General features: G+C 67.4%; 20 protein-coding genes. 14 read left to right on the plus strand and 6 right to left on the minus strand.

Translation table 11 applies throughout. The features are described from left to right. Positions 1-387 (plus strand): 50S ribosomal protein L19, encoded by a 387-nt coding sequence (gene rplS / locus ACTJKY_RS12780; RefSeq protein WP_440846842.1) that lies wholly within the window; start codon positions 1-3, stop codon positions 385-387. A 158-nt stretch (positions 388-545) separates the two neighbouring features. Here the strand turns inward: rplS and ACTJKY_RS12785 are convergent, their stop codons facing one another. Next, positions 546-854, minus strand: coding sequence for a hypothetical protein (locus ACTJKY_RS12785; RefSeq protein WP_440846533.1), 309 nt, complete (start codon positions 852-854; stop codon positions 546-548). Positions 855-1246: 392 nt separating this feature from the next. Between ACTJKY_RS12785 and ACTJKY_RS12790 the strand changes: the two genes are divergently transcribed. Further along, positions 1247-1639: a GAF domain-containing protein gene (locus tag ACTJKY_RS12790; protein ID WP_440846534.1), complete on the plus strand. Its 393-nt coding sequence runs from the start codon at positions 1247-1249 to the stop codon at positions 1637-1639. A gap of 25 nt (positions 1640-1664) precedes the next feature. On the opposite strand, the gene ACTJKY_RS12795 is transcribed toward ACTJKY_RS12790, so the two are convergent. Together ACTJKY_RS12795 and ACTJKY_RS12800 are read right to left on the minus strand one after the other, a co-directional pair. Continuing rightward, positions 1665-2081, minus strand: a complete 417-nt coding sequence (locus ACTJKY_RS12795; protein WP_440846535.1) for a hypothetical protein — start codon at positions 2079-2081, stop codon at positions 1665-1667. After that, positions 2078-2254 (minus strand): hypothetical protein, encoded by a 177-nt coding sequence (locus ACTJKY_RS12800; RefSeq protein WP_440846536.1) that lies wholly within the window; start codon positions 2252-2254, stop codon positions 2078-2080. Before ACTJKY_RS12800 ends, ACTJKY_RS12795 begins: the two co-directional genes overlap by 4 nt. 26 nt (positions 2255-2280) lie before the next feature. Between ACTJKY_RS12800 and ACTJKY_RS12805 the strand changes: the two genes are divergently transcribed. The 3 genes from ACTJKY_RS12805 (at position 2281) to ACTJKY_RS12815 (ending at position 7907) form a co-directional block, all read left to right on the plus strand. Continuing rightward, on the plus strand, positions 2281-4518 hold the full coding sequence (locus tag ACTJKY_RS12805; protein WP_440846537.1) for a DPP IV N-terminal domain-containing protein: 2238 nt from the start codon (positions 2281-2283) through the stop codon (positions 4516-4518). 122 nt (positions 4519-4640) lie between these two features. Then, positions 4641-6506 (plus strand): methyl-accepting chemotaxis protein, encoded by a 1866-nt coding sequence (locus tag ACTJKY_RS12810; protein WP_440846843.1) that lies wholly within the window; start codon positions 4641-4643, stop codon positions 6504-6506. A gap of 375 nt (positions 6507-6881) precedes the next feature. Continuing rightward, complete coding sequence (locus ACTJKY_RS12815) at positions 6882-7907, plus strand: aspartate-semialdehyde dehydrogenase (RefSeq protein ID WP_440846538.1); 1026 nt, start codon at positions 6882-6884, stop codon at positions 7905-7907. Between the two features lie 65 nt (positions 7908-7972). Here the strand turns inward: ACTJKY_RS12815 and dcd are convergent, their stop codons facing one another. Both dcd and ACTJKY_RS12825 read right to left on the minus strand, forming a co-directional pair. Further along, on the minus strand, positions 7973-8527 hold the full coding sequence (gene dcd / locus ACTJKY_RS12820) for a dCTP deaminase (RefSeq protein WP_315383097.1): 555 nt from the start codon (positions 8525-8527) through the stop codon (positions 7973-7975). Positions 8528-8625: 98 nt separating this feature from the next. After that, on the minus strand, positions 8626-9108 hold the full coding sequence (locus tag ACTJKY_RS12825; RefSeq protein WP_440846539.1) for a peroxiredoxin: 483 nt from the start codon (positions 9106-9108) through the stop codon (positions 8626-8628). 114 nt (positions 9109-9222) lie between these two features. Between ACTJKY_RS12825 and ACTJKY_RS12830 the strand changes: the two genes are divergently transcribed. Both ACTJKY_RS12830 and ahcY read left to right on the plus strand, forming a co-directional pair. Next, positions 9223-9783, plus strand: coding sequence for a YqgE/AlgH family protein (locus tag ACTJKY_RS12830; RefSeq protein ID WP_440846540.1), 561 nt, complete (start codon positions 9223-9225; stop codon positions 9781-9783). 120 nt (positions 9784-9903) lie between these two features. After that, entirely contained in the window at positions 9904-11322 is a 1419-nt protein-coding gene (gene ahcY, locus ACTJKY_RS12835; RefSeq protein WP_440846844.1) for an adenosylhomocysteinase, read from the plus strand. A 177-nt stretch (positions 11323-11499) separates the two neighbouring features. On the opposite strand, the gene ACTJKY_RS12840 is transcribed toward ahcY, so the two are convergent. Next, positions 11500-14412, minus strand: a complete 2913-nt coding sequence (locus tag ACTJKY_RS12840) for a TonB-dependent receptor plug domain-containing protein (RefSeq protein ID WP_440846541.1) — start codon at positions 14410-14412, stop codon at positions 11500-11502. Between the two features lie 329 nt (positions 14413-14741). Here ACTJKY_RS12840 and ACTJKY_RS12845 point away from each other — a divergent pair, with 329 nt between their 5' ends. The 7 genes from ACTJKY_RS12845 (at position 14742) to trxA (ending at position 26184) form a co-directional block, all read left to right on the plus strand. Next, on the plus strand, positions 14742-17081 hold the full coding sequence (locus ACTJKY_RS12845) for an ATP-binding protein (protein ID WP_440846542.1): 2340 nt from the start codon (positions 14742-14744) through the stop codon (positions 17079-17081). Continuing rightward, complete coding sequence (gene tsaE / locus ACTJKY_RS12850) at positions 17078-17536, plus strand: tRNA (adenosine(37)-N6)-threonylcarbamoyltransferase complex ATPase subunit type 1 TsaE (protein ID WP_440846543.1); 459 nt, start codon at positions 17078-17080, stop codon at positions 17534-17536. The genes ACTJKY_RS12845 and tsaE overlap by 4 nt, the downstream gene beginning before the upstream one ends. Beyond that, on the plus strand, positions 17533-18504 hold the full coding sequence (locus ACTJKY_RS12855; protein ID WP_440846845.1) for an aminoglycoside phosphotransferase family protein: 972 nt from the start codon (positions 17533-17535) through the stop codon (positions 18502-18504). The genes tsaE and ACTJKY_RS12855 overlap by 4 nt, the downstream gene beginning before the upstream one ends. Continuing rightward, positions 18501-19253, plus strand: a complete 753-nt coding sequence (locus ACTJKY_RS12860) for a nucleotidyltransferase family protein (RefSeq protein WP_440846544.1) — start codon at positions 18501-18503, stop codon at positions 19251-19253. Before ACTJKY_RS12855 ends, ACTJKY_RS12860 begins: the two co-directional genes overlap by 4 nt. A 79-nt stretch (positions 19254-19332) precedes the next feature. Continuing rightward, positions 19333-22272, plus strand: coding sequence for a double-strand break repair protein AddB (gene addB, locus ACTJKY_RS12865; protein WP_440846545.1), 2940 nt, complete (start codon positions 19333-19335; stop codon positions 22270-22272). A gap of 102 nt (positions 22273-22374) precedes the next feature. After that, entirely contained in the window at positions 22375-25779 is a 3405-nt protein-coding gene (gene addA / locus ACTJKY_RS12870; protein WP_440846546.1) for a double-strand break repair helicase AddA, read from the plus strand. A gap of 84 nt (positions 25780-25863) precedes the next feature. Then, on the plus strand, positions 25864-26184 hold the full coding sequence (trxA, locus tag ACTJKY_RS12875; RefSeq protein WP_121076646.1) for a thioredoxin TrxA: 321 nt from the start codon (positions 25864-25866) through the stop codon (positions 26182-26184). The last annotated feature ends 42 nt before the right edge of the window (positions 26185-26226 follow it).

Here is a 26226-nt window from a genome sequence, read left to right on the forward strand (position 1 = left end):
ATGAACATCATCCAGACGCTCGAAGCAGAGCAGATTGCCAAGTTCACCGAAGCCAAGAAGATTCCTGAATTCCGTCCGGGCGACACCGTCCGCATCGGTGTGAAGGTCGTCGAAGGCGAGCGCACCCGCGTGCAGAACTTCGAAGGCGTGTGCATCGCCCGCTCGAACAAGGGCATGGGTTCGAACTTCACCGTCCGCAAGATCTCGTTCGGTGAAGGCGTGGAGCGCGTGTTCCCGCTCTATTCGCCGAACATCGATTCGATCGACGTTGTGCGTCGCGGTGTCGTGCGTCGTGCGAAGCTCTACTATCTGCGTGGTCGTACCGGTAAGTCGGCGCGTATCGCCGAGCGCCGGGATCCCCGCCCCGAGGCGCAGGCCGCCGAATAAGGCTGGTCTTCCCAGAAAGAGAAAGGCGTGCGGACCCAGCGGTTCGCACGCCTTTTTTGTGCCCGGCGCGGTTCGTGCCCGTTGCTGCCGGTGCAAAAAAATGCGCCGTCGACGGTAGCCGTCGCGGCGCATCCCTACTTTTCGATGGAGGACGCCGCTCAGGCTGCGGCGCGGAAGCTGTCGTTCTGGAGCAGAGCGCGGCCGCGGGCGGTGAGCGCGGCATCGCGCACTTCGGGACCGCCGATACCGATCAGCAGCGCCTCATAGGCCAGCAGGCCGCGATCGCAGAGTCCCTGCACGGCAGCGACGAAAGCGTGGTGGCGATCCAGCGACGCACCCAGATCCAGTGCGGTGGGAGTAAGCGTCGCGCTGCCCGGCCAACTGCGCTGCAGCGCATCGGCGATCGCGACGATGCAGCGCGAATCGAGGGCGCCCAGCGCCTCACGACTTTCCCCGCTCATCGACATCAGGTCCTCCTCAGCAATATGGTCCGCACGCCTTTGTGCAGCCCGAGGGATCGTAGTGAACCCATCGAAATCTTGCCCAAAACTGCAATTATCAGAACCACGCCATCGACCCCCGGCCGGTTCCGCAACATTCCTATGCACGCATACGCCGAATCGGTCTTTTCCAATCCCGGAGTCGTGCTGTGACGCAGCATTTACGCCACTAGGCAAATTCTGCCTAGACGTGGATTGCGTCCGAAACGAATTTACCGGTTGATAACTTCTATGCTCGTCTCGTTCTGAAACAGTGCATGGAGGTCGGTCGGTCGGTAAATGTGCCGCTGGTAGAACTCCGTACTGCCCCAACCAGACCGTGTCGCTTACGATACAACCGTTTTCATCAGGGTGTAGTTATGTCGGCTTGGGGCGTTGCAAGGTTGGAAGTGGATGATCGATTCGGACAGTGTGCCGCGGGTGAAATGATGCCCGAGGAAAGCCGGATCGTGCGCGCGGCGGTGGTGCTGCTGCGCGGTGACGTTGCGGTACTGCGCACCGGATCGCGCGCCGTCCTCGCGGCTGCCGACGGCGTCGAGGCCGTCGATTCGGCACGGCGCTTGTCCGATCCCCTCGAGGCCATGGCGCTCGGCTATCGCAGCCAGCTGTCGGTGCCGTTGTGGCGCGACGGTCGCCGTATCGGGGCGCTGGCCGTGCTTGGCCGCGACGACCGCAACTTCGGTGATGCCGACATCGCACTGCTGCAGGCGCTTGCCGGGCGCATGGACCGCGCACATCCCAGTATCCACTGATCGGCGGACGAGGGCGGGGGAGCGCTCAGTTCGCCCGGTTGGCCTCCCTTGCCAGCATGGCGCGACCGCGGGCGGTGAGGGTGGCATCGACCAGCATCGGCCCCTCGCTGTTGAACACCAGCGCCTCGTACGCGAGGAACCCGGCGTCGCTGAGCGATTCGACCATTCCGAGAAATTCGGCGACCGCCGTTTCCCGTCCGCCCAACCCGATATCGGCGGGGGTGAGAAGCGTCGAACGCGGCCAGTTTTGCTCCAGCAAACGCGTAGCGCTTTCTACCGGAACACCCGAACCTATCCTGCCAAGACGGTCCACTGACATGCGGTACTTCTCCTGATCGATCGATCGCGCCCCGCTTCGCGGCTCCACCGCGGCTACCGTGTTCCCGGCAACTTGTGTGAGCGAGACTTTACCATAATCTGATCTCAGGTCGAGGCTATTCATTCGGAAAACTGAATATCTTTAATTCGCTTCGCTTTCATTAGCCTTCTAAAGAACTTGTTCGTGACTTTGCGGAAGTGCGCGATCGTTCGCTTGGCAAGGGCACGCGTCGCCGTGCGGGTCTTCTGCCTCTTTACGCGTCGGCGCGCGGCGATAAACCAGCCGCCACCGGTCATTGGATGCCGGTCTGGCGGAGTGTTGGATGCGCAAATGGATGCTGGGTGTTGCCAGTGCGGCGATCGCGATGGGGGTGTGCATGGCTGATGCCGCGGCGCAGGTGCCGGCACAGACCGGGCAAACCCTCACGCTCGAACGGGTTTTCGGCAGTCCTGCACTGGACGGCCCGGCGCCGCGCGCGGTGCAGCTGTCGCCCGACGGCCACTATCTAACCCTGCTGCGCAACCGCGACGACGATCGCGAGCGCTACGACCTTTGGGCGCTCGACACCACCAATGGCCAGTGGCGCATGTTGGTCGATTCGAAGAAGCTGGGCTCGGGCGCCGAACTTTCCGAGGCCGAGAAGATGCAGCGCGAGCGCGCGCGCATCGGCGGGGCCAAGGGCATCGTTTCCTATGACTGGGCCCCGGACGGCAAGTCGATCCTGGTGCCGCTAGAAGGCGAGCTGTTCCGCGCGCGGCTGGATGGGGTGGTCGACAAGCTGCCGGCCGCGGCCGGCCCGAAGCTCAACGCGGCGCTCAGCCCCGCGGGCACGTTCGCCAGCTATGTGCAGGATCAGAACCTGATCATCATGGACCTGGCCAGCGGCAAGGCGACCCGTATAACCCAGGACGGTGCCGACACCGTGCATTGGGGCGAGGCCGAGTTCGTCGCGCAGGAGGAAATGGCGCGGAGCGACGGCTATTGGTGGTCGCCGAACGACGCCTATGTCGCGGCCGAGCGCTTCGACGACGCGCCGGTGGGCATCGTCACCCGTGCCGCGATCGGTGCCGAGGGCACCAGCATCGTCCAGCAGCGCTATCCCAAGGCCGGCACGGCCAATGCGCTGGTCGAGCTCTATGTGCTCGATCCAACGGGGCAGAAGCGGGTGAAGGTCGATCTCGGCGCCGATCCCGACATCTATCTGGCCCGTGTCGATTGGGCTGCGGACGGCAAGACGCTGTACGTCCAGCGCGAGAACCGTGCGCAGACCCGGCTCGACCTGCTCGCGGTCGACCCCGCCACCGGTGCATCGCGCGTGCTGTTCAGCGAGACAGCGGCACCGAAAAGCTGGATCAACCTCAGCTACGGCCTCAAGCCACTCGACGACGGCAGCCTGATCTGGTGGTCCGAGCGCGACGGCCACGGCCACCTCTATCGCTGGCAGGCGGGCAAGTTCACCCAGTTGACCAAGGGGCCGTGGGAAGTGGCGCCGGACGGCATCAGCGTCGATCAGAAGCGCGGACGCCTCTATTTCCAGGGCAACAAGGACGATCCGCTCGAACGCCACCTCTACTGGGTTGACTATCGCAAGCCCGCCACGATCACGCGGCTGACCGAGCGCGGCTGGTGGAACGCCGCGGCCATGGATGCCAGCGGCACCCGTGCCATCGTCGGCCGCTCGAATCCGAACCAGCCGCGCCAGGTCTATCTCGCCGATGCCGACGGCAAGCGGATCGCCTGGGTGCAGGAAAACGCGATATCCGATACCGGTCATCCCTATCATCCGTACCTCGCCGCGCATCGCGAGCGGACCTTCGGAACGATCAAGGGGCCGGACGGCACCGACCTCCACTGGGAGATGATCACGCCGAAGCTGGAGCCGGGCAAACGCTACCCGGTGTTCTTCCAGCATTATGGCGGCCCGCATGTGCAGACGGTCAGCCGCGCTTGGGGTGGCGCGCTCCAGCAATATCTGGTCCAGCACGGCTATATCTGGTTCCAGATCGACAATCGCGGATCGGCCAATCGCGGCGTCGCGTTCGAAAGCGCGATCTGGCACGCGATGGGCAGCGTGGAAGTGCAGGACCAGTTGGCGGGCGCGGCCTATCTCAAGTCGCTGCCCTTCGTCGATCCTAAGCGCATCGCCACCTATGGCTGGTCGTACGGCGGCTACATGACGCTGAAGATGCTGGAGGCCGCGCCGGGCACCTTCGCCGCAGGCGTTTCCGGCGCGCCTGTGACCAAGTGGGAACTGTACGACACCCATTATACCGAGCGCTACATGGGCGATCCGCGCCAGGTGCCGGAAGCGTACAAGGCTTCCAGCACGTTGGGCGACGCCGCGAAGATCGCCGATCCGCTGCTGATGATCCACGGCATGTCCGACGACAATGTCGTACTGGAGAACGGCACTGCAATGTACGCCGCGCTCCAGCAACAAAAGGTGCCGTTCGAGATGATGCTCTATCCTGGCCAGACCCACCGCGTGGGCGGGCCGGGCATCAGCGAGCATCTCTGGAATACTATACTCAACTTCCTTGATCGAGCGTTGACCAAGTAAAGCGCTAAGAAAACAACCGGGTACGTAAAATTCCGGGGGCGTGTCGCAGCAGTGCGGCGCGCCCCGTCTTCTATAATGCGCAGGTGGGATATCTGCGCCCCTCCTGGGGTGCCTAGGAGGAACTGACTGTGCAATTCCTGTCTAACTTAAAAATCCAGTTCAAGATCATGATGATGCTGGGCTTGCTTGGCGTCGTGACCTTGGGCGTCGCCTGGTATGGCAGCAGGGTGATGAAGTCGATCGACGCCGACTATTCGCAGCTGACGGACGTCGTCCACCCGGACACGGCGAAGCTGATCCGAGTCAATCGCCTTACCCAGACCATGATGTACGCGGCGTACAAGACGCTCGTGTATGAAGGTACGTCGACGCAGGCTAAAAAGGCAGCGGCCGACGAGGTTGCGGCGTACAAGCAGGCAACCGACTATCTGAACGAGGTCGAGGCGACCGAGAAGGGCACGGCCAATCTGGCGGCGATCCGCTCCGGTCTGGACGAACTCCAGAATGCGGTGGCACCGGCGCTTGAGCAGGGCCTCGCCAACAATGACGCGGAAGCAAAGGCGCTGCTGACGAAGGCCGACGACACCGCGACTGCGTTCACGGCGAAGATCAAGTCGTTCAACGATGGCCGCGTTGCCGAGGCGAAAAAGCAGTCGAGCGCACTGAGCGACAGCGTTGCGTCGGCGGGCCTGACCCTGCTCGGTATCGCGCTTGTCGCGGTTGCCGGCAGCATGGGTCTTGCCGTGTTCATCACCCGTTCGCAGATCGCCGGTCCGCTGGAGCGCCTGCAGGACACGATGCGTGCGCTGGCCGGCGGCCAGAACCATGTCGACGTGCCCGGCACCGAGCGTGGCGACGAAGTCGGCACGATGGCCAAGTCGGTGCTCGTCTTCAAGGAAGCCGCGCTGCGCCAGGAAGAGCTGACCGAGGCCAAGAAGCGCTCCGATGCCGCACAGGCGCTGGTCGTCGAGACGCTCGAGGATCGCCTGGGCAAGCTGGCCGGCGGCGACCTGACCGCGGCGATCGAGACCCGCTTCGATCCCGAATATGACGGGCTGAAGCAGAACTTCAACGCCGCCGTGGCCTCGCTGCGCGAACTGATCACCGCGGTGATCGAGAGCGCCGAGACGATCTCGACCGGCTCGGCCGAAATCGCCCAGGCCAGCGAGGATCTCGCCCGCCGTACCGAGGGCGCTGCTGCCAGCCTCGAGGAAACCTCGGCCGCGGTGCATCAGATGGACCAGCGCATCAAGGCGACCGCCGCCGCCTCGACCAAGACCGTCGAGCGCGCCACCGGGGCCATCGGCGTGGTCGACTCCGGCCGCAGCGTGGCGGACGAGGCGATGCAGGCGATGAGCCGCGTGTCGGAAAGCGCCAAGGGCATCGACAACGTCATCGAGGGCCTCGACAAGATCGCCTTCCAGACCCGGGTTCTCGCGATGAACGCGGCGGTGGAAGCCGGCCGGGCAGGGGAAGCGGGTCGCGGTTTCGCGGTCGTCGCCGATCTCGTCTCGGCGCTGGCGATGCGCGCCGAAGAGGAAGCCGGCCGCGCCCGCGACCAGCTGACCGCGACGCAGACCGACATCAACGCCGCGGTCGACATGGTCCGCCGCGTGGACAGCGCGCTCGGCGCAATCGTCGGTGACGTCAACGAGGTCCACTCGCTGCTCGAGACCATGGCCCAGGACAACCAGGTCCAGGCCACGGCGGTCACCCAGGTCGCGACCGCGGTGAACAGCATCGACCAGACCACCCAGCAGAATGCGGCGATGGTGGAAGAGACCTCGGCTGCCGCGCGCAACCTCAGCTCGGAGGTCAACGCGCTCACCGAGCAGGCCTCGCGCTTCAAGGCGGGCGACCGCAGCCACCGCAAGCCGTTGCGCTCCAAGGTCCATGCGTTGCCGGTGGCGTCGAACGCCCCCCATGCCGCAAGCGTCAACACCGTGCGCTCGACCAGCGCCGAAGTGGAAGAATGGGCAAGCTTCTAAGGCTCGCTTCTTCGCGATAGACTAGCAGTATCCCACACTACAGGCTCGCCTCCGTCTTGCGACGGGGGCGAGCCACGGTGTTTGAGAGGGCGCGCGCGCCCTTCCGGTGCGCACCTGCGGCCACGTCGGAGCCACACTGACGGCAGCATGAAATTGCGCAAAAAGGGCCTCGCCACGCAGCATTGTTTCTGCTAGCGGATCCCACGATGCTTCGAAAACGCGCTAAATCCACGCGAATTACACCGCGCCCGTAGTCCGGGCGCGATAGCTGCGCTTTATGCAGCGAAGCAGCGGAATGCTGGTGCATTCCATCCTCCATCCCCACTAAAGAGCCTCCACGCCGCAGGTGTCGGCGCGGGCAAGAAAGAGGTACAAATGGGTTACCGTGTCGTCGTCGCAGGCGCCACCGGCAATGTCGGTCGCGAAATGCTCAACATCCTGGCCGAGCGGGAATTCCCGATCGACGATCTCGCCGTGCTGGCGTCGTCGCGCTCGACCGGCGACATGGTCGACTATGGCGAGACCGGCAAACAGTACAAGGTCCAGAACATCGAGCATTTCGATCCCACCGGCTGGGACATGGCGCTGTTCGCGATCGGCTCCGAAGGCAGCGCGAAGTACGCGCCGAAGTTCGCCGCTGCGGGCTGCACGGTGATCGACAATGCCTCGCTCTACCGCATGGACCCGGACGTTCCGCTGATCGTGCCCGAGGTGAACCCCGAGGCGATCGACGGCTACAAGGCCCGCAACATCATCGCCAACCCGAACTGCTCGACCGCGCAGATGGTGGTGGCGCTCAAGCCGCTGCACGATGCCGCCAAGATCAAGCGCGTGGTGGTCGCGACCTACCAGTCCGTCTCCGGCGCGGGCAAGGCGGGCATGGACGAGCTGTTCAACCAGAGCCGCGCGATCTTCGTCGGCGACCAGGTGGAGCCGGCCAAGTTCACCAAGCAGATCGCCTTCAACGTGATCCCGCACATCGACAGCTTCCTCGACGACGGCTCGACCAAGGAAGAGTGGAAGATGGTCGTGGAGACCAAGAAGATCCTCGATCCCAAGATCAAGGTGACCGCCACCTGCGTGCGCGTGCCGGTGTTCGTCGGCCATTCCGAGGCGATCAACATCGAGTTCGAGGACGAGATCTCGGCGGAAGAGGCGCAGAACATCCTGCGCGAGGCGCCGGGGATCATGCTCGTCGATAAGCGCGAGAATGGCGGCTACGTCACGCCGATCGAGAGCGTCGGCGAATATGCGACCTATATCAGCCGCGTGCGCGAGGATTCGACCGTGGAGAACGGCCTGTCGCTGTGGTGCGTGTCGGATAACCTGCGCAAGGGCGCGGCGCTGAACGCGGTGCAGATCGCCGAACTGCTCGGCCGCCGCCACCTGCAGAAGGCGTAAAATGTAAGGCGTCTCCTCCCCCGCTTACGCGGGGGAGGAGACGCTTTAATCTCTGAACGTTCAGTTCAAAGCCGCGGCAGGGTTACCCCGCGCTGGCCCATGTACTTGCCCGCCCGGTCGGCATAGCTCGTCTCGCAGGGCTGCTCGCCCTTGAGGAACAGGAACTGGCAGGCGCCTTCATTGGCGTAGATCTTGGCCGGGAGCGGGGTGGTGTTGGAAAACTCCAGCGTCACATGGCCCTCCCATTCGGGCTCGAGCGGGGTCACGTTCACGATGATCCCGCAGCGCGCATAGGTCGACTTGCCGAGGCAGATCACCAGCACGTCGCGCGGCACCCGGAAATATTCCACCGTCCGCGCCAGCGCAAAGCTGTTGGGCGGGATCACGCAGACATCGGTCTTGCGGTCGACGAAGCTGTTCGCGTCGAAATTCTTGGGGTCGACCACGGCGCTGTCGACATTTGTGAAGATCTTGAACTCGTCGGCGACGCGGGCGTCATAGCCGTAGGAGGAGAGGCCGTAGCTGATGCAGCCTTCGCGGCGCTGGCTCTCGACGAAGGGCTCGATCATGTTGTGGTTGAGCGCCTGCTCGCGAATCCAGCGGTCGGATAGAATGGACATGGGCGCGGGTAGTGCGGGGCGGGGCGGCCTCCGTCAAGCGGACCGCCGCGCAAGCACGCTTCCTCCTCCCCGCGGCTGCAGGGAGGAGGAGGGGGCGATCAGAGCTTGCTCAGGACATATTCCGCCGAGCTCACCTCGAACGCGCCCGGCGCCTCGACGAACAGCTGCTCGACCACGCCGTCATTGACGATCATCGCGAAGCGCTGGCCGCGCGTGCCCAGGCCGAAGGCCGAGCCGTCCAGCGTGAGGCCCAGCGCCTCTGCGAAGCCGCCATTGCCGTCGGCGAGCATCGTCACCTTGTCGGCCACGCCATTGGCTTCGCCCCAGGCCTTCATCACGAAGAAGTCGTTGACCGCGGTGCAGGCGATCTCGTCGACGCCCTTGGCCTTGATCTCTTCGGCCTTCTCCACGAAGCCCGGCAGGTGCTTGGCCGAGCAGGTGGGCGTGAAGGCACCGGGCACCGAGAACAGCGCGACCTTGCGGCCGGCGAAATAGGCGGGGGCCTGGACCTGGTCCGGACCCTCGGCGGTGACCTTGACGAGCGTGGCGTCGGGGATGCGATCGCCGGTCTGGATCGTCATGCTGTTCTCTCCTTGTACGAATCCTGCGGCCGCGCGGCCGCGCCGCCTCCATCGCATCCCGCGCAACAAATTCAAGCGTGGCCCGTAGGGAGGGTGGACGATAAGGTGGACTGCATGGATTCGACGCCCTCCCTCACCGGCCAGTTCCTGCTGGCCATGCCTGGCATCGGCGACCCGCGCTTCGAGCGCGCGGTGATCGCGATGTGCGCCCATGATACCGAAGGCGCGCTGGGCATCGGCATCGGCGCGACGATCGAGGGGCTGGGCCTGCACGACCTGCTCAAGCAGTTCGAGATCGATCCGGGCGAAGTACCCGATGTGCCGGTACATTTCGGTGGCCCGGTCGAGCCGCGCCGCGGCTTCGTGCTGCATTCGGCCGACTGGAGCGGGCAGGACACGATCGACGTCGCCGGCCGCTGGCAACTCTCCGGCACGATCGACGTGCTGCGCGCGATCGCCGAGGGGAAGGGGCCGAGCCGCTGGTTGGTCGCGCTCGGCTATGCCGGCTGGGGCGAGGGGCAGCTGGAGAGCGAGCTGACCCGCCATGGCTGGTTCAACACCCCCGCGGACCTGACGCTGCTCTACGACACCGATGTGTACGATCGCTGGGCCGAGGGGTTCGTCGGCGCAGGCATCGATCCGCGGCTGCTGGCAAATAGCACGGGTACCGCTTGAATTCGGCCGAACGGCATATAAAGATATCTTTATATTAACGTTGCGCGCCTCCCTCGAAGCGGGTAGGGGCGCACCCATGCGACCGGGAGGATTCCCGGTGCGCCAGCATTATGCCTGCAACTGGAGAAGCAGCCCGTGGCTAAAAACGACTATGTCATCAAGGACATCGCGCTCGCCGATTTCGGCCGTGCCGAGATCAACATCGCCGAGACCGAGATGCCCGGCCTGATGGCGCTCCGCAAGGAATTCGGCGCGTCGCAGCCGCTCAAGGGCGCGCGCATCACCGGTTCGCTGCACATGACGATCCAGACCGCCGTGCTGATCGAGACGCTGACCGCGCTCGGCGCGCAGGTCCGCTGGGCGACCTGCAACATCTTCTCGACGCAGGACCACGCTGCCGCCGCGATCGCCGCGACCGGCGTGCCGGTGTTCGCGGTGAAGGGCGAGAGCCTGGCCGACTATTGGGACTATGTCGGCGACATCTTCAACTGGGGCGCCGACGGTGACGGCACCACCGCCAACATCATCCTCGACGACGGCGGCGACGCGACCATGTTCGCGCTGTGGGGCGCCAAGCTCGAAGCCGGCGCGACGCTGGGCGAGCCGGAAAATGACGAGGAAGTCGAGTTCCAGCGCGCGCTGAAGGCGTTCATCGCCAAGTATCCGGGCTATCTGACCGAGACGGTCAAGAACCTGAAGGGCGTCTCGGAAGAGACCACCACCGGCGTGCACCGCCTGTACGAGATCGCCAAGAAGGGCGAGCTGCCGTTCCCGGCGATCAACGTCAACGACAGCGTCACCAAGTCGAAGTTCGACAACCTCTATGGCTGCAAGGAATCGCTGGTCGACGCGATCCGTCGCGCCACCGACGTGATGCTCGCCGGCAAGGTTGCCGCGGTTGCCGGTTTCGGTGACGTCGGCAAGGGCTCGGCCCAGTCGCTGCGCAATGGCGGCGCCCGCGTGCTCGTGACCGAAATCGATCCGATCTGCGCGCTGCAGGCGGCGATGGAAGGCTTCGAGGTCGTCACGATGGACGAGGCCGTCCAGCGCGCCGATATCTTCGTGACCGCCACGGGTAATGCCGACGTGATCACCGCCGATCACATGAAGGCGATGAAGCCGATGTCGATCGTCTGCAACATCGGCCACTTCGACAGCGAGATCCAGATCGCTGCGCTGTCGAACTACAAGTGGACCGAAGTGAAGCCCGGCACCGACCTGGTCGAGTTCCCGGACGGCAAGCAGATCATCGTGCTCGCCAAGGGCCGCCTGGTGAACCTGGGCTGCGCCACCGGCCACCCGAGCTTCGTGATGTCGGCCAGCTTCACCAACCAGACGCTGGCGCAGATCGAGCTCTGGACCAAGGGCGAGAACTACAAGAACGAAGTCTACGTCCTGCCGAAGCACCTCGACGAGAAGGTCGCCGCGCTCCACCTCGAGAAGCTGGGCGTGCACCTGTCGCAGCTGAGCGAGAAGCAGGCCGCCTATATCGGCGTGCCGGTCGAAGGCCCGTTCAAGCCGGACCACTACCGCTACTGATCGCTTCCCGCGATCGAGGCTATGAGGGCCGCGCTCCGAAGGGAGCGCGGCCCTTTTCGTATGTGCGCGGCTGGGCGGGCCGGTGGACGAGGATCGGGGGCGCCAGCGAAGGTGGGCCCGGCACAAAAAAAAGGGGGGCCGTTTCCGGCCCCCGTATCAGGTCGAACGTGGTTCGGATCAGAAGGCGAGCCGGACGCCGGCATAATAGCGGCGGCCGATCGGGTCGTAGACGCCCGCATCGGTATCCTGACCGGCCGACGCGCCGATATCGGCGAGGTAAGGCGGCTTGTTGTCGAGCAGGTTGTCGCCGCCGATGAAGAACTCATACTGGCGGTTGACGCGGAAGCGCAGCTGCGAGTCCAGGTAGAACTGCGGGCGTGTACGCACCAACGGGTCGGTACCCGGCCGCTCGCCGGTCAGCTGGTCGTCGACGCTCGACTGGCTCAGCCAGGTCCCGGTGACCGTCAGGCCGACGCCGTTGATCGCATAGTTGCCGTTGATCGTGAACTTGTCGCGCGGCGCACCGATTTCCCCCGCGAAATAGTCCCGGTCCGCGTTCGGCACGGGCACGGTGTAGCCCGTGAACAGGTGGGTGTACGAACCACGCAGGCCGAGATTGCCGGCCAGGCCCCAGTCGGACAGGTTCTGGTTCCACGTGACGGTGGTGTCGATACCCGAGGTCTTCAGGCCGCCGCTGTTGCGGAAGGTGGTGTTGACCTCGTCGATCGAGCCCACGCTGTTCGCGCCGACCGCTGCCGCTCGGCGCACGATCTGCGAGCAATAGGCCTGCACGCCGCCATTGTAGCACTGCGCCAGCGTGTACTGGAGCGGGGTGAAGACGATCGCGTCCTTGATGCGGATGTTGAAGTAATCGACCGTCACGACCAGGTTACGCAGCGCGCGGACCGAGCGGGGGTTGATCAGGACGCCGGCCGTGAACGAGTCACCCTTTTCTTCCTGCAGCGCGAGATTGCCGCCGCCGAAGCTGGTGATGCCCTGCTTGTCCGCCTGGCTCACCGCGAACGCACCGTTGGCGGCGATGTTCGCGGCGACACCGGGGGCTGCGCGGCACTGGGCGCCGAGCGTGCCGCCGGTAGCAGCCGTCACGCCCAGGCAGGGGTCCTGCAGGCCGCTCGGGAAATCCTGCTGCGCAGGCTGGTACAGCTCGTTGATATTCGGTGCACGCACCGAACGTGCAGCGATCACGCGGAAGCGGATGTCCTCCACCGGCGCCCACTCGCCACCATAGTTGTAGCTGACCGTCGTGCCGACCGTCGAATAGTCGGAGACGCGGATCGCGCCGCGCACGTTCAGCGAATGGAAGAACGGACGATCCTGAAGCAGCGGCGCGATCACTTCGCCGAAGCCTTCCCAGACATGGAAGCTGCCCGAGGTAGCCGGCAGTGCGTTGTTGCCGTTCAGGCCCTGCTGGGTCAGCAGGTCGAAGGTGTTGCTGCTGGTCTCGCGGCGATACTCGGTGCCGATGTTGATGCCGACCTCGTCGGCGCCGAACAGCGAGAAGAGCTTGCCGGTGACGTTGCCGCCGAACACCGTCTGGGTGATCTTGGCATCCAGCGTCGTCGGCGCCTCGATATAGCCCGCAGCCGGGGCAAGCGTGCCGATGCCGTAGATGTTGGCGGGCACGCAGCCGGCTGCACGCGCGGCGGGGTCGGCGCAGACGATCTGGCCGGTCGCCGGATCGGTATAGGCATTCAGCGCCTGGGTGAACTTGGTGCTGTCGAACTGGCCCGAACCAGTCTGATGCTCCTTGCTCTGGCCGTAGATGCCATAGACCTCATAGCTAAAGCGATCCCCGGCGAACGAGCCGTTCAGGCCGCCGGCGATGCGGAACAGGTCGCGGTCTGCGGACGAGGTGCGCGGGCCAAAATCGGCAAGGCGGCGCTCGAAAAAGACGTCGCGCAGGCCGTCGCCGTCGGTGTCGGTCGCTGCGTTGAAGATCGCGTTCGGCACGTACGGATTGCGATAGCGGGTGCCGCCGACGATCGTCTCGATCGGCACCTGACCGCCGGTCGCGATGTCGACCAAGTCCGAGCTGAGCGGGAAGGGCTCGATTTCCGTGCGCACCTTGGTCTTGGCGTAATTGCCTTCGACCCAGAGATTGGCAGCCGAAGAGAATTCGAAGTTCGCGCGGCCGGCGGCGACGTAGCGCTCGACCGGGACGGCGAGATAGCGATAGTCGGAACGGTTGAAGCCGCCGCAGCTGATGTCGGTGCAGTTCACCAGCGAACCGGTGTTGTAGCCGAAGACCTGGTCGCCGGCGTAGATGCTGCCGCCCGGCGTGTAGGAAGAAAGATAGGGCCGCTCCGGATCGTTCGGACGGAAGCTGCCGCTCGTCGAATCGACCGCGCTCGAACCGGCTTCGGTCGAGCGGTCGCGCTTGAGCACGGTGCCCTGCTTCGAATAGCTGCCGAACAGCATCACGTTGCCGCGACCATCGGCGAAGTTCTTGCCGCCGAGCAGGCTGTACTGCTGGTCGAACCCGTCGCCGCGCTCGGCCACACCGAGCTGCGCATCTGCCTGAATGCCTTCGAAATTCTTCTTGTAGACGATGTTCACCACGCCGGCGACCGCGTCCGAACCATAGACGGCCGAGGCGCCGCCGGTCAGCGTGTCGATCCGCTCGATGAAGCCGGTCGGGATCACGTTGAGGTCGACCGCCTGGCTGCCCGGCTGGCCCGAGACGAAGCGGCGGCCGTTGACCAGCACCAGCGTGCGGTCTTCGCCGAGGTTGCGCAGGTTCACCGTCGCGGCGCCTGCCCCCTGGGTCGCGAAACTCGAATTGGTGCGGCTGATGCCGGGAGCGCCAAAGGCCGGGTTCTGGAGCAGCACTTCCTGGACGTTGATCGCGCCCTGCTGCTGGATCTGCTCGGCGCTGATCACCTGCAGCGGCGATGCCGAGGCGGCGGCGGGCGACGCGATGCGCGAACCAGTCACGACGATTTCGGCGGGCTGGTCCTGGGTGCCTGTGGTCTGGTCCGCCGCAGTCTGTGCCGAGGCGACCGGAACCGCGATTAGCGCGCTGCCGAGCAGCGTACTCGCCAGAAGATGGTGACGGCGCAAAAGATGCATAGCAAACGTCCTACTCATACTGAAACAAATCGTCATGCGGCGTTACGCAATCGTGAATGATCGGCGGAGTAGGGGGTGAAATCAGTGCACGCTACGCCCCGTTAGGCTTTTCTGTATTTCCATTCATCTGTGTATCAAATCTGCAACAATTGCAGTATTAAGAAGTATTGCTGTAATATCAACTTTGAATGCCGAGACATGTCTGTGATGTGTCCCACGGGATCTTTCGGTGCGGCGATGGGCGTCCCGGTAGGAGCTCGTCCAAAATACTTTTCGCGCTGGGCTGCATTGGCTTAAGGACGAAGCGTGGCAGTCCCGGGGACCCTTTTGTGATCGTACTTTCGCAAAGTGGCGCAGCCATTGTTGGCGCGGTGCTGGCGTTCGTGCTGATCGCGGCGATCTGGGCGCTCTATGCGGGGCTGGCCGCGCGTGTCGCGGCGCGTACCGCCTATGAGCAGAACCGGCGGCTGCTGCGCTTTTCTCGCACCTCGCCGGCGCTGCCGATGCTGGTCCGCGCCGATGGCCGGATCGAAATGTCACCGCGTCTCGCCGCATGGCTGGGGTTGGACGGCCCGGTCGAATCGCTCGGGCGACTGTCGCAAAAGGATGCCGGCCTCGATCCCGATGATGTCGTCCTGCTCGGCGAGCAGGTCCAGGCCGCACAGCGGGCGGGGCAATCGTTCCGCCTGTCGCTGCCGGTACGCGGGTCCGAGCGGATGTTGCTGGTGCTGGGCGAGCGCGCCTCCGAAGCCGTGGAGACGCCGGGCAGCGTGCTGCTCTGGGTGCTCGACGCGACCGATAGCCAGGCGGAGGTGGGATCGCTGGAGCGCGAGGCGGATCGGCTGCGCGCCGCCTTCGACGCGCTGACCGCGCTGATCGAGGCTGCGCCGATGCCGATGTGGTATCGCGGGCCCGACCTGCGGCTGCTGATGGTCAACACCGCCTATGTCCGTGCCGTGGAAGGCCGCGACGCCGAGGATGTGGTGTCGCGCGGGGTGGAACTGGTCGACGGGGCGGGGCTGGGCGGGCCGCTCGCCAATGCCGCGATCGCGCGCGATACGCAGGAGCCGCAATCGGCCGCGATGCCCGCGACGATCGCCGGCGCGCGACGGATGCTCCGCCTCCACGACGTGCCGCTGCCGACCGGCGGCATCGCAGGCTTCGCGGTCGACATCGAGGAACTGGAGCGCGCCCGCGGCGGCCTCAAGCGCTTCGCGGAGGCGCAGCGGGCGATGCTCGATCGCATGTCCGCCGGTGTCGCCCAGTTCGGTTCGGACCGCAGCCTGGTATTCTGCAACCAGCCCTTCCGCCGCCTGTTCGCGATGAAGAACGAGTGGCTGGCCGACCGCCCGGAATTCGACCGCGTGCTCGAGCGGATGCGCGAGGCGCGCAAGCTGCCCGACGTGCGCGACTTCCCGCACTGGAAGGCCGAGCGCCGCGAATGGTTCACCGCGCCTGACGCGGTGGAGGAAAGCTGGAGCATCGGCACCACCCATCTCCGCGTCGTAGCGCAACCGCTGCCCGAGGGCGGGCTGCTGCTGATTTTCGAGGATCAGACCCAGCAGCTCGAACTCCAGCGCGAGCATGGCGAGATGCAGCAGGTCCGCACCGCGACGCTGGACAGCCTGGCCGAGGCGGTGGCGGTGTTCGGCAAGGGGCGGCTGCAGCTGTGGAACCGCAAGTTCCGACAGGTCTGGGGCTTCGAGGACGGCTTCCTCGACGGGCACCCGCAGATCGCCACGATCGTCAAGGCGGCGGGCGGCAAGCTGGTCAATCCGGCGCGCGCCGAGATCATCGGCGACCTCATCCGGCTCGCGGCGAAGGATCGCCAGCAGCGCGGCTCCAGCATCACCTTCGCCAATGGCCGCCATTTCGACATCGCCGCGGTGCCGCTGCCCGACGGCAATGCGCTGGTGACCATGCTCGACACCACCGATCGCCAGCGGGTGGAGCGCGCGCTGCGCGACCGCAACGAGGCGCTGGAAGCGGCCGACCGTGTCCGCACCGCCTTCGTCGCGAACATGAGCTACGAGCTGCGCACGCCGCTCACCTCGATCAAGGGGTTCGGCGAGATGCTGCAGGGCGGCTTTGCCGGCAAGCTGAGCGCCGACGGCAAGGAATATGTCGAGGCGATCCTGATGTCGGTGGACCGCCTAGGCGGGCTGATCGACGACGTGCTGGATCTCACCCAGAGCGAGGGCCAGCCGATCGAGCGCGAGACGGTGGACGTCGAGCTCGCCGCGACCAGCGCCGCCGACGTGATCGCGCCGCTCGCCAAGGGCAAGGCGATCGAGCTGGTCATCGAGGATGCGGGCACGGCGGGCGTCGTGCAGGGCGACGCTCGCCGCATCCGCCAGACGGTGGAGCACCTGCTCCGTCATGCGGTGTCGCACACGCCGGAGGGGGGGCGCGTGCTGCTCCATCTCGACGGCAATGCGCGGGTGGCGCGGGTCATCGTCAGCGACGACGGGCCCGGCATGCCGCCGGAGGCGGTGGCGCGGGCGTTCGACCGCTTCGCGCAGGTCGGCACCTCGCGCGGCGGCGACCGCGCCCTGGGGCTGGGCCTGCCGCTCGCCAAGCAGTTCGTCGAGGCCCATGGCGGGCGGATCGAGCTGATCTCCGAACCCGGGGAGGGGACGCTCGTCACGGTGGAGTTGCCGCGCGGATGACCGAAGACCGGATCATGCTCGCCTCGCTGGAGGAGGCGCTGGCGCTCGGCGCCAGGCTCGCGGCGGTGGTCGGGCCGGGCGACGTCGTCGCCTTGTCCGGCCCGCTGGGTGCGGGCAAGACCAGCATTGCCCGCGGGCTTCTCGCTGCACTGGGCCTGGAGGGCGAGGCGCCGTCGCCGAGCTTCGCGATCGTCCAGCCCTATGACGTGCCCGAGGTGCGGCTGCCGGTGCTGCACGTCGACCTGTACCGGATCGAGGATCCGGACGAGGCCGAGGAACTCGGGCTCGACGATGCGCGCTACGATGCGCTGCTGCTGGTCGAATGGCCCGAGCGGCTGCCTGCGTCGGCGTGGCACGATGCCCTGTGGCTGACGCTGGCCGTCGCGGCGGACGGCACCCGCACCTTGACAGCGCGCGTGCCCGCGGCATGGGAAGGCCGATGGCCGTTGACATGACTCCGCCGCCTGCGGCGCCCGCTTTTCTTCTCTCCGCCGGTTGGGCGGGGGCAGACATCCTCCCCGTCGCCGGCGATGCCTCGTTCCGCCGCTATTTCCGCGTCGTCGAGCGCGACCGCAGCGCGATTCTGATGGACGCGCCGCCCCCGCACGAGGACCCGCGCCCGTTTCTGGCCGTCGCGCGCTGGCTGACCGACCACGGCTTTGCCGCGCCCGCGATCCTGCACGAGGATCTGGCGCAGGGGCTGGTGCTGCTCGAGGATTTCGGCGACGTCCGGTTGCGCGAGACGGTGGATGCCGAGCCTGCGCGCGAGCTCGGCCTGTACGGCGCCGCGGTGGACCTGCTGGTGCGGCTCCACGATGCGCCGGCCGGTGTGGAGGCGCCCTATGACCTTGCCGTCTACCAGCGCGAGGCGGCGCTGTTTGTCGAATGGTATTGCCCCGCCGTCGGGCTCGACGTCGATGCGGCGGGCTATCGCGACGCCTGGGATGCGGTGCTGGCGCCGCTGCTGGACGGTCATCGGCCCGTCACGGTGCTGCGCGACTACCATGCCGAGAATCTGATGCTGATCGAAGGTGGCGAAGGCTTGGGACTGCTCGACTTCCAGGATGCGCTCGCCGGCCACCCCGCCTATGACCTCGTCTCGCTGCTCCAGGATGCGCGCCGCGACGTGCCGGCCGCGACTGAAGCGGCGATGCTGGCCCGCTACCGCGACGCCACCGGGGCGGGCGAGGCGTTCGACACCGCCTATCACGTCCTCGGCGCGCAGCGGAACGCCAAGATCCTCGGCATCTTCACCCGGCTGTGGAAGCGCGACGGCAAGCCGCGCTACCCGTCGCTCTGCCCGCGCGTCTGGGCCTATCTCGAGCGCGACCTCGCGCATCCGGCATTGAAGCCGGTGGCAGACTGGTTCGCCGCCAATGTGCCACCCGAGAAGCGCGGCGATCCGATGCAGGTGGCGGCATGACGATCTATTCGCTCCGCCCGCAGCCGGCAGCGCCGGTGCCCAGGACGGCGATGGTGATGGCTGCCGGCCTCGGCAAGCGGATGCGTCCGCTCACCGTCACCCGGCCCAAGCCGCTGATCGAGGTCGCCGGCAAGCCGCTGATCGACCATGTCTTCGATCGCCTTTCGGCGGCCGGGGTCGAGCGCGCGGTGGTCAACGTCCATTACCTTGCCGACCAGCTCGAGGCGCATCTGCGCGCGCGGGTGAAGGGCATGGAGCTGCTGGTGTCGGACGAGCGCAAGCAGTTGCTCGAGACCGGCGGCGGCCTCGTCCAGGCCCGCGAGCTGTTGGGGGACCAGCCCTTCCTCTGCGTCAACAGCGACAATCTGTGGGTCGACGGCCCCAGCGATGCGATCCGGCTGCTCGCCGCGCAGTGGGACGACGCGAAGATGGACGCGCTGCTGCTGCTGGTGCCGCTGGCGCGCGCGACCTGCCATCGCGGGCAGGGCGATTTCCGGCTCGATGCGTTCGGGCGGATCACCGAGCGGCGCAAGCCCGGCCGACTGGCGCCCTTCGTCTTCACCGGCATCCAGATCCTGTCGCCGCGCGTGATCCGCGACTGGCCCGAGGGTCCGTTCTCGACCAACTTGTTCTGGAACCGCGCTATGGAGGCCGGGCGCCTGTGGGGCGCGGTGCATCAGGGGCTGTGGTTCGACGTCGGCTCCCCCAAGGCAATCCGCGCGACCGAACTGGCGCTCGCGGAGCTTTGATCGTCCAGGCCGAGGACAGCGGTTGCGTTGAAGGCGCACGGCGCTAAGGTTCGCGCTCCGTTCCCCTTTGCCGAGCCGCATGTCGCACGCCCTGCACCTTTACACGATTCCGCCACACCGGGCCTTTGCCGACGCGCTGGCGATCGGGCTGATCCGCCGCTTCGGCGCGGACCCGCTGCGGCTGGCCCGCGGTGTGGTGCTGCTACCGAACAATCGCGCCAAGCGGGCGATGCAGGACGCCTTCGTGCGCGAGAGCGGCGGTGGGCTGCTGCTGCCCCGATTGGTCGCGATCGGCGATCCCGAGCTCGACGAAGCGGTGTTCGAGACGGTCGACGATCCCGAGCCGGTACCGCCCGCGGTCGATCCGCTCCAGCGGCGGATGATCCTCGCGCGGCTGCTCCAGGGGCACGATGCGCGGCTGGACGCGGCGGAGGCGGTGCGGCTGGCGGGTGATCTGGGCACGACGCTCGACCAGCTGCTGGTCGAGGAAGTTTCGCCCCGTAAGCTGCGCGATCTGGAGCTGGGGCCCGAGCTGTCGGCGCATTGGGAGCGCTCGCTCGCGCTGTTCGAGATCGTGCTGACCCGCTGGCCCGAGGAACTGGCCGCGCTGGGGCGCGTCGACCTGCCCGAACGGCGGCGGCGCCTGCTCGATCGTGTTTCCGCACGGTGGAAGGCGGCGGCGCCCGCCGGCTTCGTCTGCGCTGCGGGCATCACCACGGCGGCGCCCGCGATCGCGCGGCTGCTGCGGGTCGTGGCGGGGCTGCCCGAGGGGATGGTGGTGCTGCCCGCGCTCGCCACCGGCATGGGCGACGACGAATGGGAGTCGCTCGGGCCGCACAAGCCGGATACCACAACGGGTCGGCGGCGGCGCGCGCTGGAGACGCACCCGCAATTCCACCTCAAGCTGCTGCTCGACCGGATGGGCGTGGCGCGCGGCGAGTTCCAGCAATGGCGCGTCGCCAGCGAGCTCGACGCGCCGCCCGCGCGCAGCAAGGCGATCGCCTCGGCGATGCAGCCGCCCGAGCTCACCCATCGCTGGACCGACCTGCCCGCCGGCGAGCGTCGCTTGGACGGGGTCCGCGCGCTCGAACTGGCGACCCCCGCCGAAGAGGCGCAGGCGATCGCACTCGCGCTGCGCGAGGCGCTGGAGACGCCGGCGCGTACCGCCGCGCTGGTCACCCCCGATCGCGCGCTGGCCCGCCGCGTGGCGGCGCATTGCGCGCGCTGGGGCATCGCGGTCGACGATTCCGCCGGGCAGCCGCTGTCGCTCACGCCGCCGGGCACCTTGCTGCTGGCACTCGCCGATGCGGCGGCGCAGGCCTTCGCGCCGATGCCGCTGTTGACCTTGCTCAAGCATCCGCTGGTGCAGCCGAACGAGCGCTCCACCTGGCTCGACGGCGCCCGCGCGCTCGACCTCGCGCTGCGCGGCCCGCGCCCGGCCCCGGGACTGACCGGTATCGACGCACATCTCGCCGAGCAGGGCGGCCGGGAAAGGGCATTGCGCCGCACTGCCGCGGGCTGGTGGGAAACCGCGCGGCCTCTGCTCGCGCCACTCGAAGGCGTGTTCGAGTGCGGCGCGCAGCCGCTTGCCGGGCTGGTGGCCGCTCTCCGTGAGGCAGCCCAGGCACTGGGTGGTGACATGTTGTGGAGCCGCGAGGATGGCCGCGCCGCCGCACTGCTGCTCGACGATCTGGAGCGTGAAGCGGCGCACGGCCCTGCACTCGCCGAGCCCGACAGCCTCGCGCCGATGCTGCGTACGCTGATGGACGAGGTGGCGGTGCGGCCGCCGCAGGGCGGGCACCCGCGTCTCGCCATTCTCGGCCTGATCGAGGCGCGGCTGCACAGCGCCGATTTGATGATCCTGGGCGGGCTCAACGAAGGCGTCTGGCCCGGCCTGCCGTCCCCCGATCCCTGGCTCGCACCGCGCATCCGTGCCGAACTCGGGCTGCCGGGGCTGGAGCGGCGGATCGGCGTGTCGGCGCACGATCTCGCGATCGGGCTGGGTGCGAAAGAGGTGTTGCTCACCCGTGCCCGCAGAGACGCAAGCGCGCCGACCATCGCCTCGCGCTTCTGGCTGCGGCTAGAGGCGCTGTCGGGCGGTCTGGAGCGAGCAGGCGACCTTGCCGCCTGGATGGCGGCGATCGATGCGCCGCGTGCCTTCGCGCCGGTCGCGCGGCCCGAGCCGTCGCCCCCAGCCAAGGACCGGCCCAAGGTCATCTCGGTCACCGAAGTCGATCGGCTCAAGGCCGATCCCTATGCCTTTTACGCGCGGCGTATGCTGCGGCTGATGCCGCTCGATCCGGTCGATGCCGATCCCAGCGCGGCATGGCGGGGCACCGCGGTGCACGATGTGCTGCAGCGCTGGTTCGAAGAGGATGACTGCCGCCCGGACCTGCTCCGCGCTCGCGCCGAAGCGATGCTGGCCGACACCCGCACCCACCCGCTGATCCGCGCGCTGTGGCAGCCGCGACTGATCGAGGCGATCGACTGGATCGCCGGCGAACTGGTCGAGCAGGGCGCAAAGGGCCGCACGGTACTGGCGGTGGAGCGGGACGGGTCGATCGACTTCGCGGGCGTGACGCTGCGCGGCAAGTTCGACCGGGTCGACCGGCTGGAGGGCGGTGCGCTGGCGATCGTCGACTACAAGACCGGCCAGCCGCCGAGCACCCGCGCGGTGAAGGCGGGGTTCAGCCTGCAGCTCGGGCTACTGGGGCTGATCGCCGAGCGGGGCGGGTTCGAGGGCATCGAGGGCGCCGCGCGGGCGTTCGAATACTGGTCGCTGGCGCGCAACCCGAGGAGCGGCGGGTTCGGCTATGTCGACTCGCCGGTCGATCCGAAGAAGCGCGAACCGGTGCCCGCGGAGGATTTCGTCAGCATCGCCGCCGAGCATTTCACCGCGGCGGCCGGCGAGTGGCTGACGGGCGAGCGTCCGTTCACCGCCAAGCTGGTGCCGGAATACGCCCCCTATGCCGAGTATGATCAGCTGATGCGCCGGGATGAATGGTATGGGCGTGAGTAGTTTTCGTGCTCCTGCGAACGCAGGAGCCCAGGGCCACGCGGGAATCCCTCGCGACTCCTGGCCCCCTGCTTTCGCAGGGGCACGGCCAGGAAGGACGCGCCCATGAGCCGCAGCCCCGCCAAGCTCCACCCGCTCAAGGGCAACCAGAAGCGTGCCAGCGATCCTACGCGGCATATCTGGCTGTCGGCATCGGCAGGGACCGGCAAGACGCAGGTGCTCGCCGCACGCGTGTGGCGGCTGCTGCTCGCCGGCACCGATCCCTCGGCGATCCTGTGCCTCACCTTCACCAAGGCGGGCGCGGCCGAGATGTCCGAGCGGATCACCGGGCGGCTGGCGTACTGGGTGCGTGCCAAGGACGAGGAACTGGCCGCCGACCTTGCGGCGCTGGGCGAGAGCATCGGGCCGGAGAGTCGGGCTGCTGCGCGCACGCTGTTCGCCAAGGTGCTCGATGCGCCCGGGGGCGGCATCCGCATCCAGACGATCCACAGCTTCTGCCAGTCGCTGCTTTCCGCCTTCCCGATCGAAGCGGGACTGGTGCCCGGCTTCCGGCCGCTGGAGGCGCGCGAGGAGGCGGTGCTGGCGCGCGAGACGCTCGCCGAGATGCTCGTCGAGGCCCGGCGCGAGGGCCGCGAGGGCGTGATCGAGGCGATCGGCGCGCTGTCCTTGCGGCTCGGCGAAGGGGGGGCGGAAGGCTTCCTCCAGGAATGTGCGCGCGCTGGCGAGGCGTTGGAGGGGCTCCCCAGCGGCATCCAGCCCTGGCTCCGCCGGGCGTTCGATCTGCCCGCGGGCGACATCGCAGAATCGCTCGCAGCAAGCTGCTGCGACGATAGCTTTGACCTGCAAACGCTACGCAATATCGCCTCTGCCAACGCCGCATGGGCCACCGCCCGCGGACTGGAGCGGGCCGATGTGATCGCCGCGTGGCTCGCGCGTTCGCCGGAAGAACGCGCCGAGACGCTCGATCAGCTCCACCTCGTCTGGGCCACCGCCAAGGGCGATCCGCGCAGCTTCGCGAAGGCGCAGGCGCCGCAGGATCCCGACTATGCCGAAGCGGCGATGCGGCTGCACGGGCGCTGCGGCGAACTGCTCGCGATGCGGGTGCGTGCCGCCTATGTCGACCTGCTTGCGCGCGGGTTGGAAGCCGGCCGCGAATACGCCCGCGCCTATACCGCCGCCAAGCGCCGGCTGGGCGCGGTCGACTTCGACGATCTGATCGGCCGCACCATCGCGCTGCTTCGCCAGGAGGGCATGGGCGCATGGGTGCGCTTCAAGCTCGACCAGGTGACCGAGCATGTGCTGATCGACGAGGCGCAGGACACCAATCCCCGACAATGGGCGATCGTCTCGGCGATGGCCGACGAGTTCTTCGCCGGCGAAGGCGCGCGCGGCGACCGGCTGCGCACGCTGTTCACCGTGGGCGACTACAAGCAGGCGATCTTCGGCTTCCAGGGCACCGACCCGATCTTCTTCCAGGCGGCGTTCGAGCGGTTCAAGCAACTCGCCAATTTCCGGCCCGACTATGAAGTGGAAGCGCGCGAGCTGGAATCGCTGTCGCTGACCCACAGCTTCCGCTCCACGCGCCCGGTGCTCGAGTTCGTCGACACCGCGCTGGGCCTGCTCCCCGAACCCGGCATGGGCCCGATGAGCGACAGCGAGCCGCACGCCAGCGAAGTGCCGGGTCCCGGCACGGTGACATTGTGGCCGCCGGTGATAGAAGGCGGCAGCGAGGCCGACGAGGAGGAGTGGATCGGCGATGCCACCCGCGCGCTCGCCGCCCGCATCGCCAGGCAGATCAAGGGCTGGGTGGGCAACCTCCCGCTCTCCGCCAAGGGGCGGATGCTCGCCCCAGGCGACGTCATGGTGCTGGTCAAGCGGCGCGGCGAGCTTGCCTCGCTGATCGTCGCGCGGCTCTATGCCGAGGGCGTGCCGGTGGCGGGCGTCGACCGGCTGCGCTTGAACGCGCCGTTGGCGGTGCAGGATCTGCTCGCCGCTATCCGCTTCGCGCTCCAGCCCGAGGACGATCTGTCGCTGGCATCGCTGCTGGTATCGCCGCTGATCGGCTGGACGCAGGAAGAGCTGATGGCCGCGGCGGTGCGTGAGCGCGGCGGGCTGTGGCGCCACCTGCGCGAAGGCCAGCCGGCGGAGAAGCTGGCGCCGCTCTACGACCTGCTGCGCCGCGCCGATCTCGCCACGCCCTATCGCTTTCTCGAGGAGATCTTGTCCGGGCCGATGCAGGGGCGGCGCAAGCTGCTGTTGCGGCTGGGCGAAGAGGCGCGCGATCCGATCGAGGAACTGCTCAACGCCGCGCTGACCTTCGAGACGCGGGCGACGCCTTCGCTCCAGCGCTTCCTCGACTGGTTCGATCGCGGCGATGTCGAGATCGTCCGCGATGCGGCGCAGCCCCAGCCGGCGGTGCGGGTGATGACGGCGCACGGCTCCAAGGGCCTGCAGGCACCGCTGGTGATCTTGGCCGACGCGACGGTGGACCCGACGCGCAGCCCGCGCAGCACCCTCAAATGGACGCCCGACCAGGAGCAGGAGAAGTTCCCGATCTTCCGCCCGCGCAGCGCCGAGCGTGACGGGGCACTGGCCGAGGCGCTGGCAGAGGCGGACGCGCGTGAGTTGCAGGAACATTGGCGGCTGTTCTACGTCGCCGCCACCCGCGCCGAAGAGCGGCTGGTGATCGCCGGCGCGCTCGGGCCCCAGGCAAAGGGCGAGCCGCCCAAGGCAAGCTGGTATGCCGCAAGCGCCGCCGCGCTCGATGCGCTGGGTGTGCCGCTGGACGAGGCCGGGGTGCGGGAGTTCCACGGAGTGGTCCCGCAGGCGCCGGTGCGTCCTGTTGCTCCACCGGCGGTCGTCGAAGCGGCGCCCGCGCCGTTACTACCCGACTGGCTCCACACCCGCGCGCCGGAGGAAGCCCGGCCGCCGCGCCCGCTGGCGCCCTCGTCGCTGGGCGACGACCGTGTATCGGATCCGCCGCCGGGTCCTGCGCTGCGGGCCGCTGCCGAGCGTGGGCGATTGCTCCACGCCTTGTTCGAGCGCCTGCCGGGCGTTGCACCGGACGCGCGGCGATCTGCCGCCGATCGCTGGCTGGCCGGGGCAGGGGGGCTCGCCGATACCGCCGAGCGCACGGCACTGATCGATGCCGCCCTGGCCGTTACTGAAGATCCGCGATTCGCCGAGCTGTTCGGGCCCGACGCGCTGGGCGAGGCGCCGATCGCCGCGGTGGTGGCGGACGGCGTGGTCGTCTCCGGCACGGTCGACCGGCTGGTGGTGACGCCCGAGCGCGTCCGCGTCGTCGACTTCAAGACCGGGCGCCGCGCGCCGGCCTTGCTGGCGGACGTGCCGCCCTATCACCTCCGCCAGATGGCCGCCTATGTCGCGGCGCTGCGGGTGATCTTCCCCGAGCGGGAGGTGGAGGCCGCGCTGCTCTATTCCGCCGGTCCGGTGCTCTACGCATTGCCCGAGGCCCTTCTCGCCGAGCACAAGCCGGGCTACGTGGGGTAGGAGCAAAGCTTGGGCTCCTGCGCTTGAGCAACGGCCCCGGCGATCATAGATAGCCGACCAACACGAAGTTCAGGAGATACCGACATGGCCACTGTGGCGACCACCGACGCCAATTTCGAAACCGACGTGCTGCAGGCGGACAAGCCCGTCCTCGTCGATTTCTGGGCAGAATGGTGCGGCCCCTGCCGCATGATCGCCCCGGCGCTCGAAGAGCTCGCCGAGGAGCTGGCGGACAAGGTGCAGATCGTGAAGATCAACATCGACGACAATCCCGATGCGCCGACCAAGTATGGCGTGCGCGGCATTCCGACGATGATCCTGTTCAAGAACGGCCAGCAGGCAGCCACCCAGGTCGGCGCGCTGCCAAAGAGCGGCATCAAGCAGTGGATCGAACGCGAGATCTGATCGCGTTTCGCCCGGCTCCCCGCCCGATCGCGGGTGGGGAGC

The organism is Sphingomonas sp. 22176 (assembly GCF_052045505.1).
GTDB lineage: Bacteria > Pseudomonadota > Alphaproteobacteria > Sphingomonadales > Sphingomonadaceae > Sphingomonas.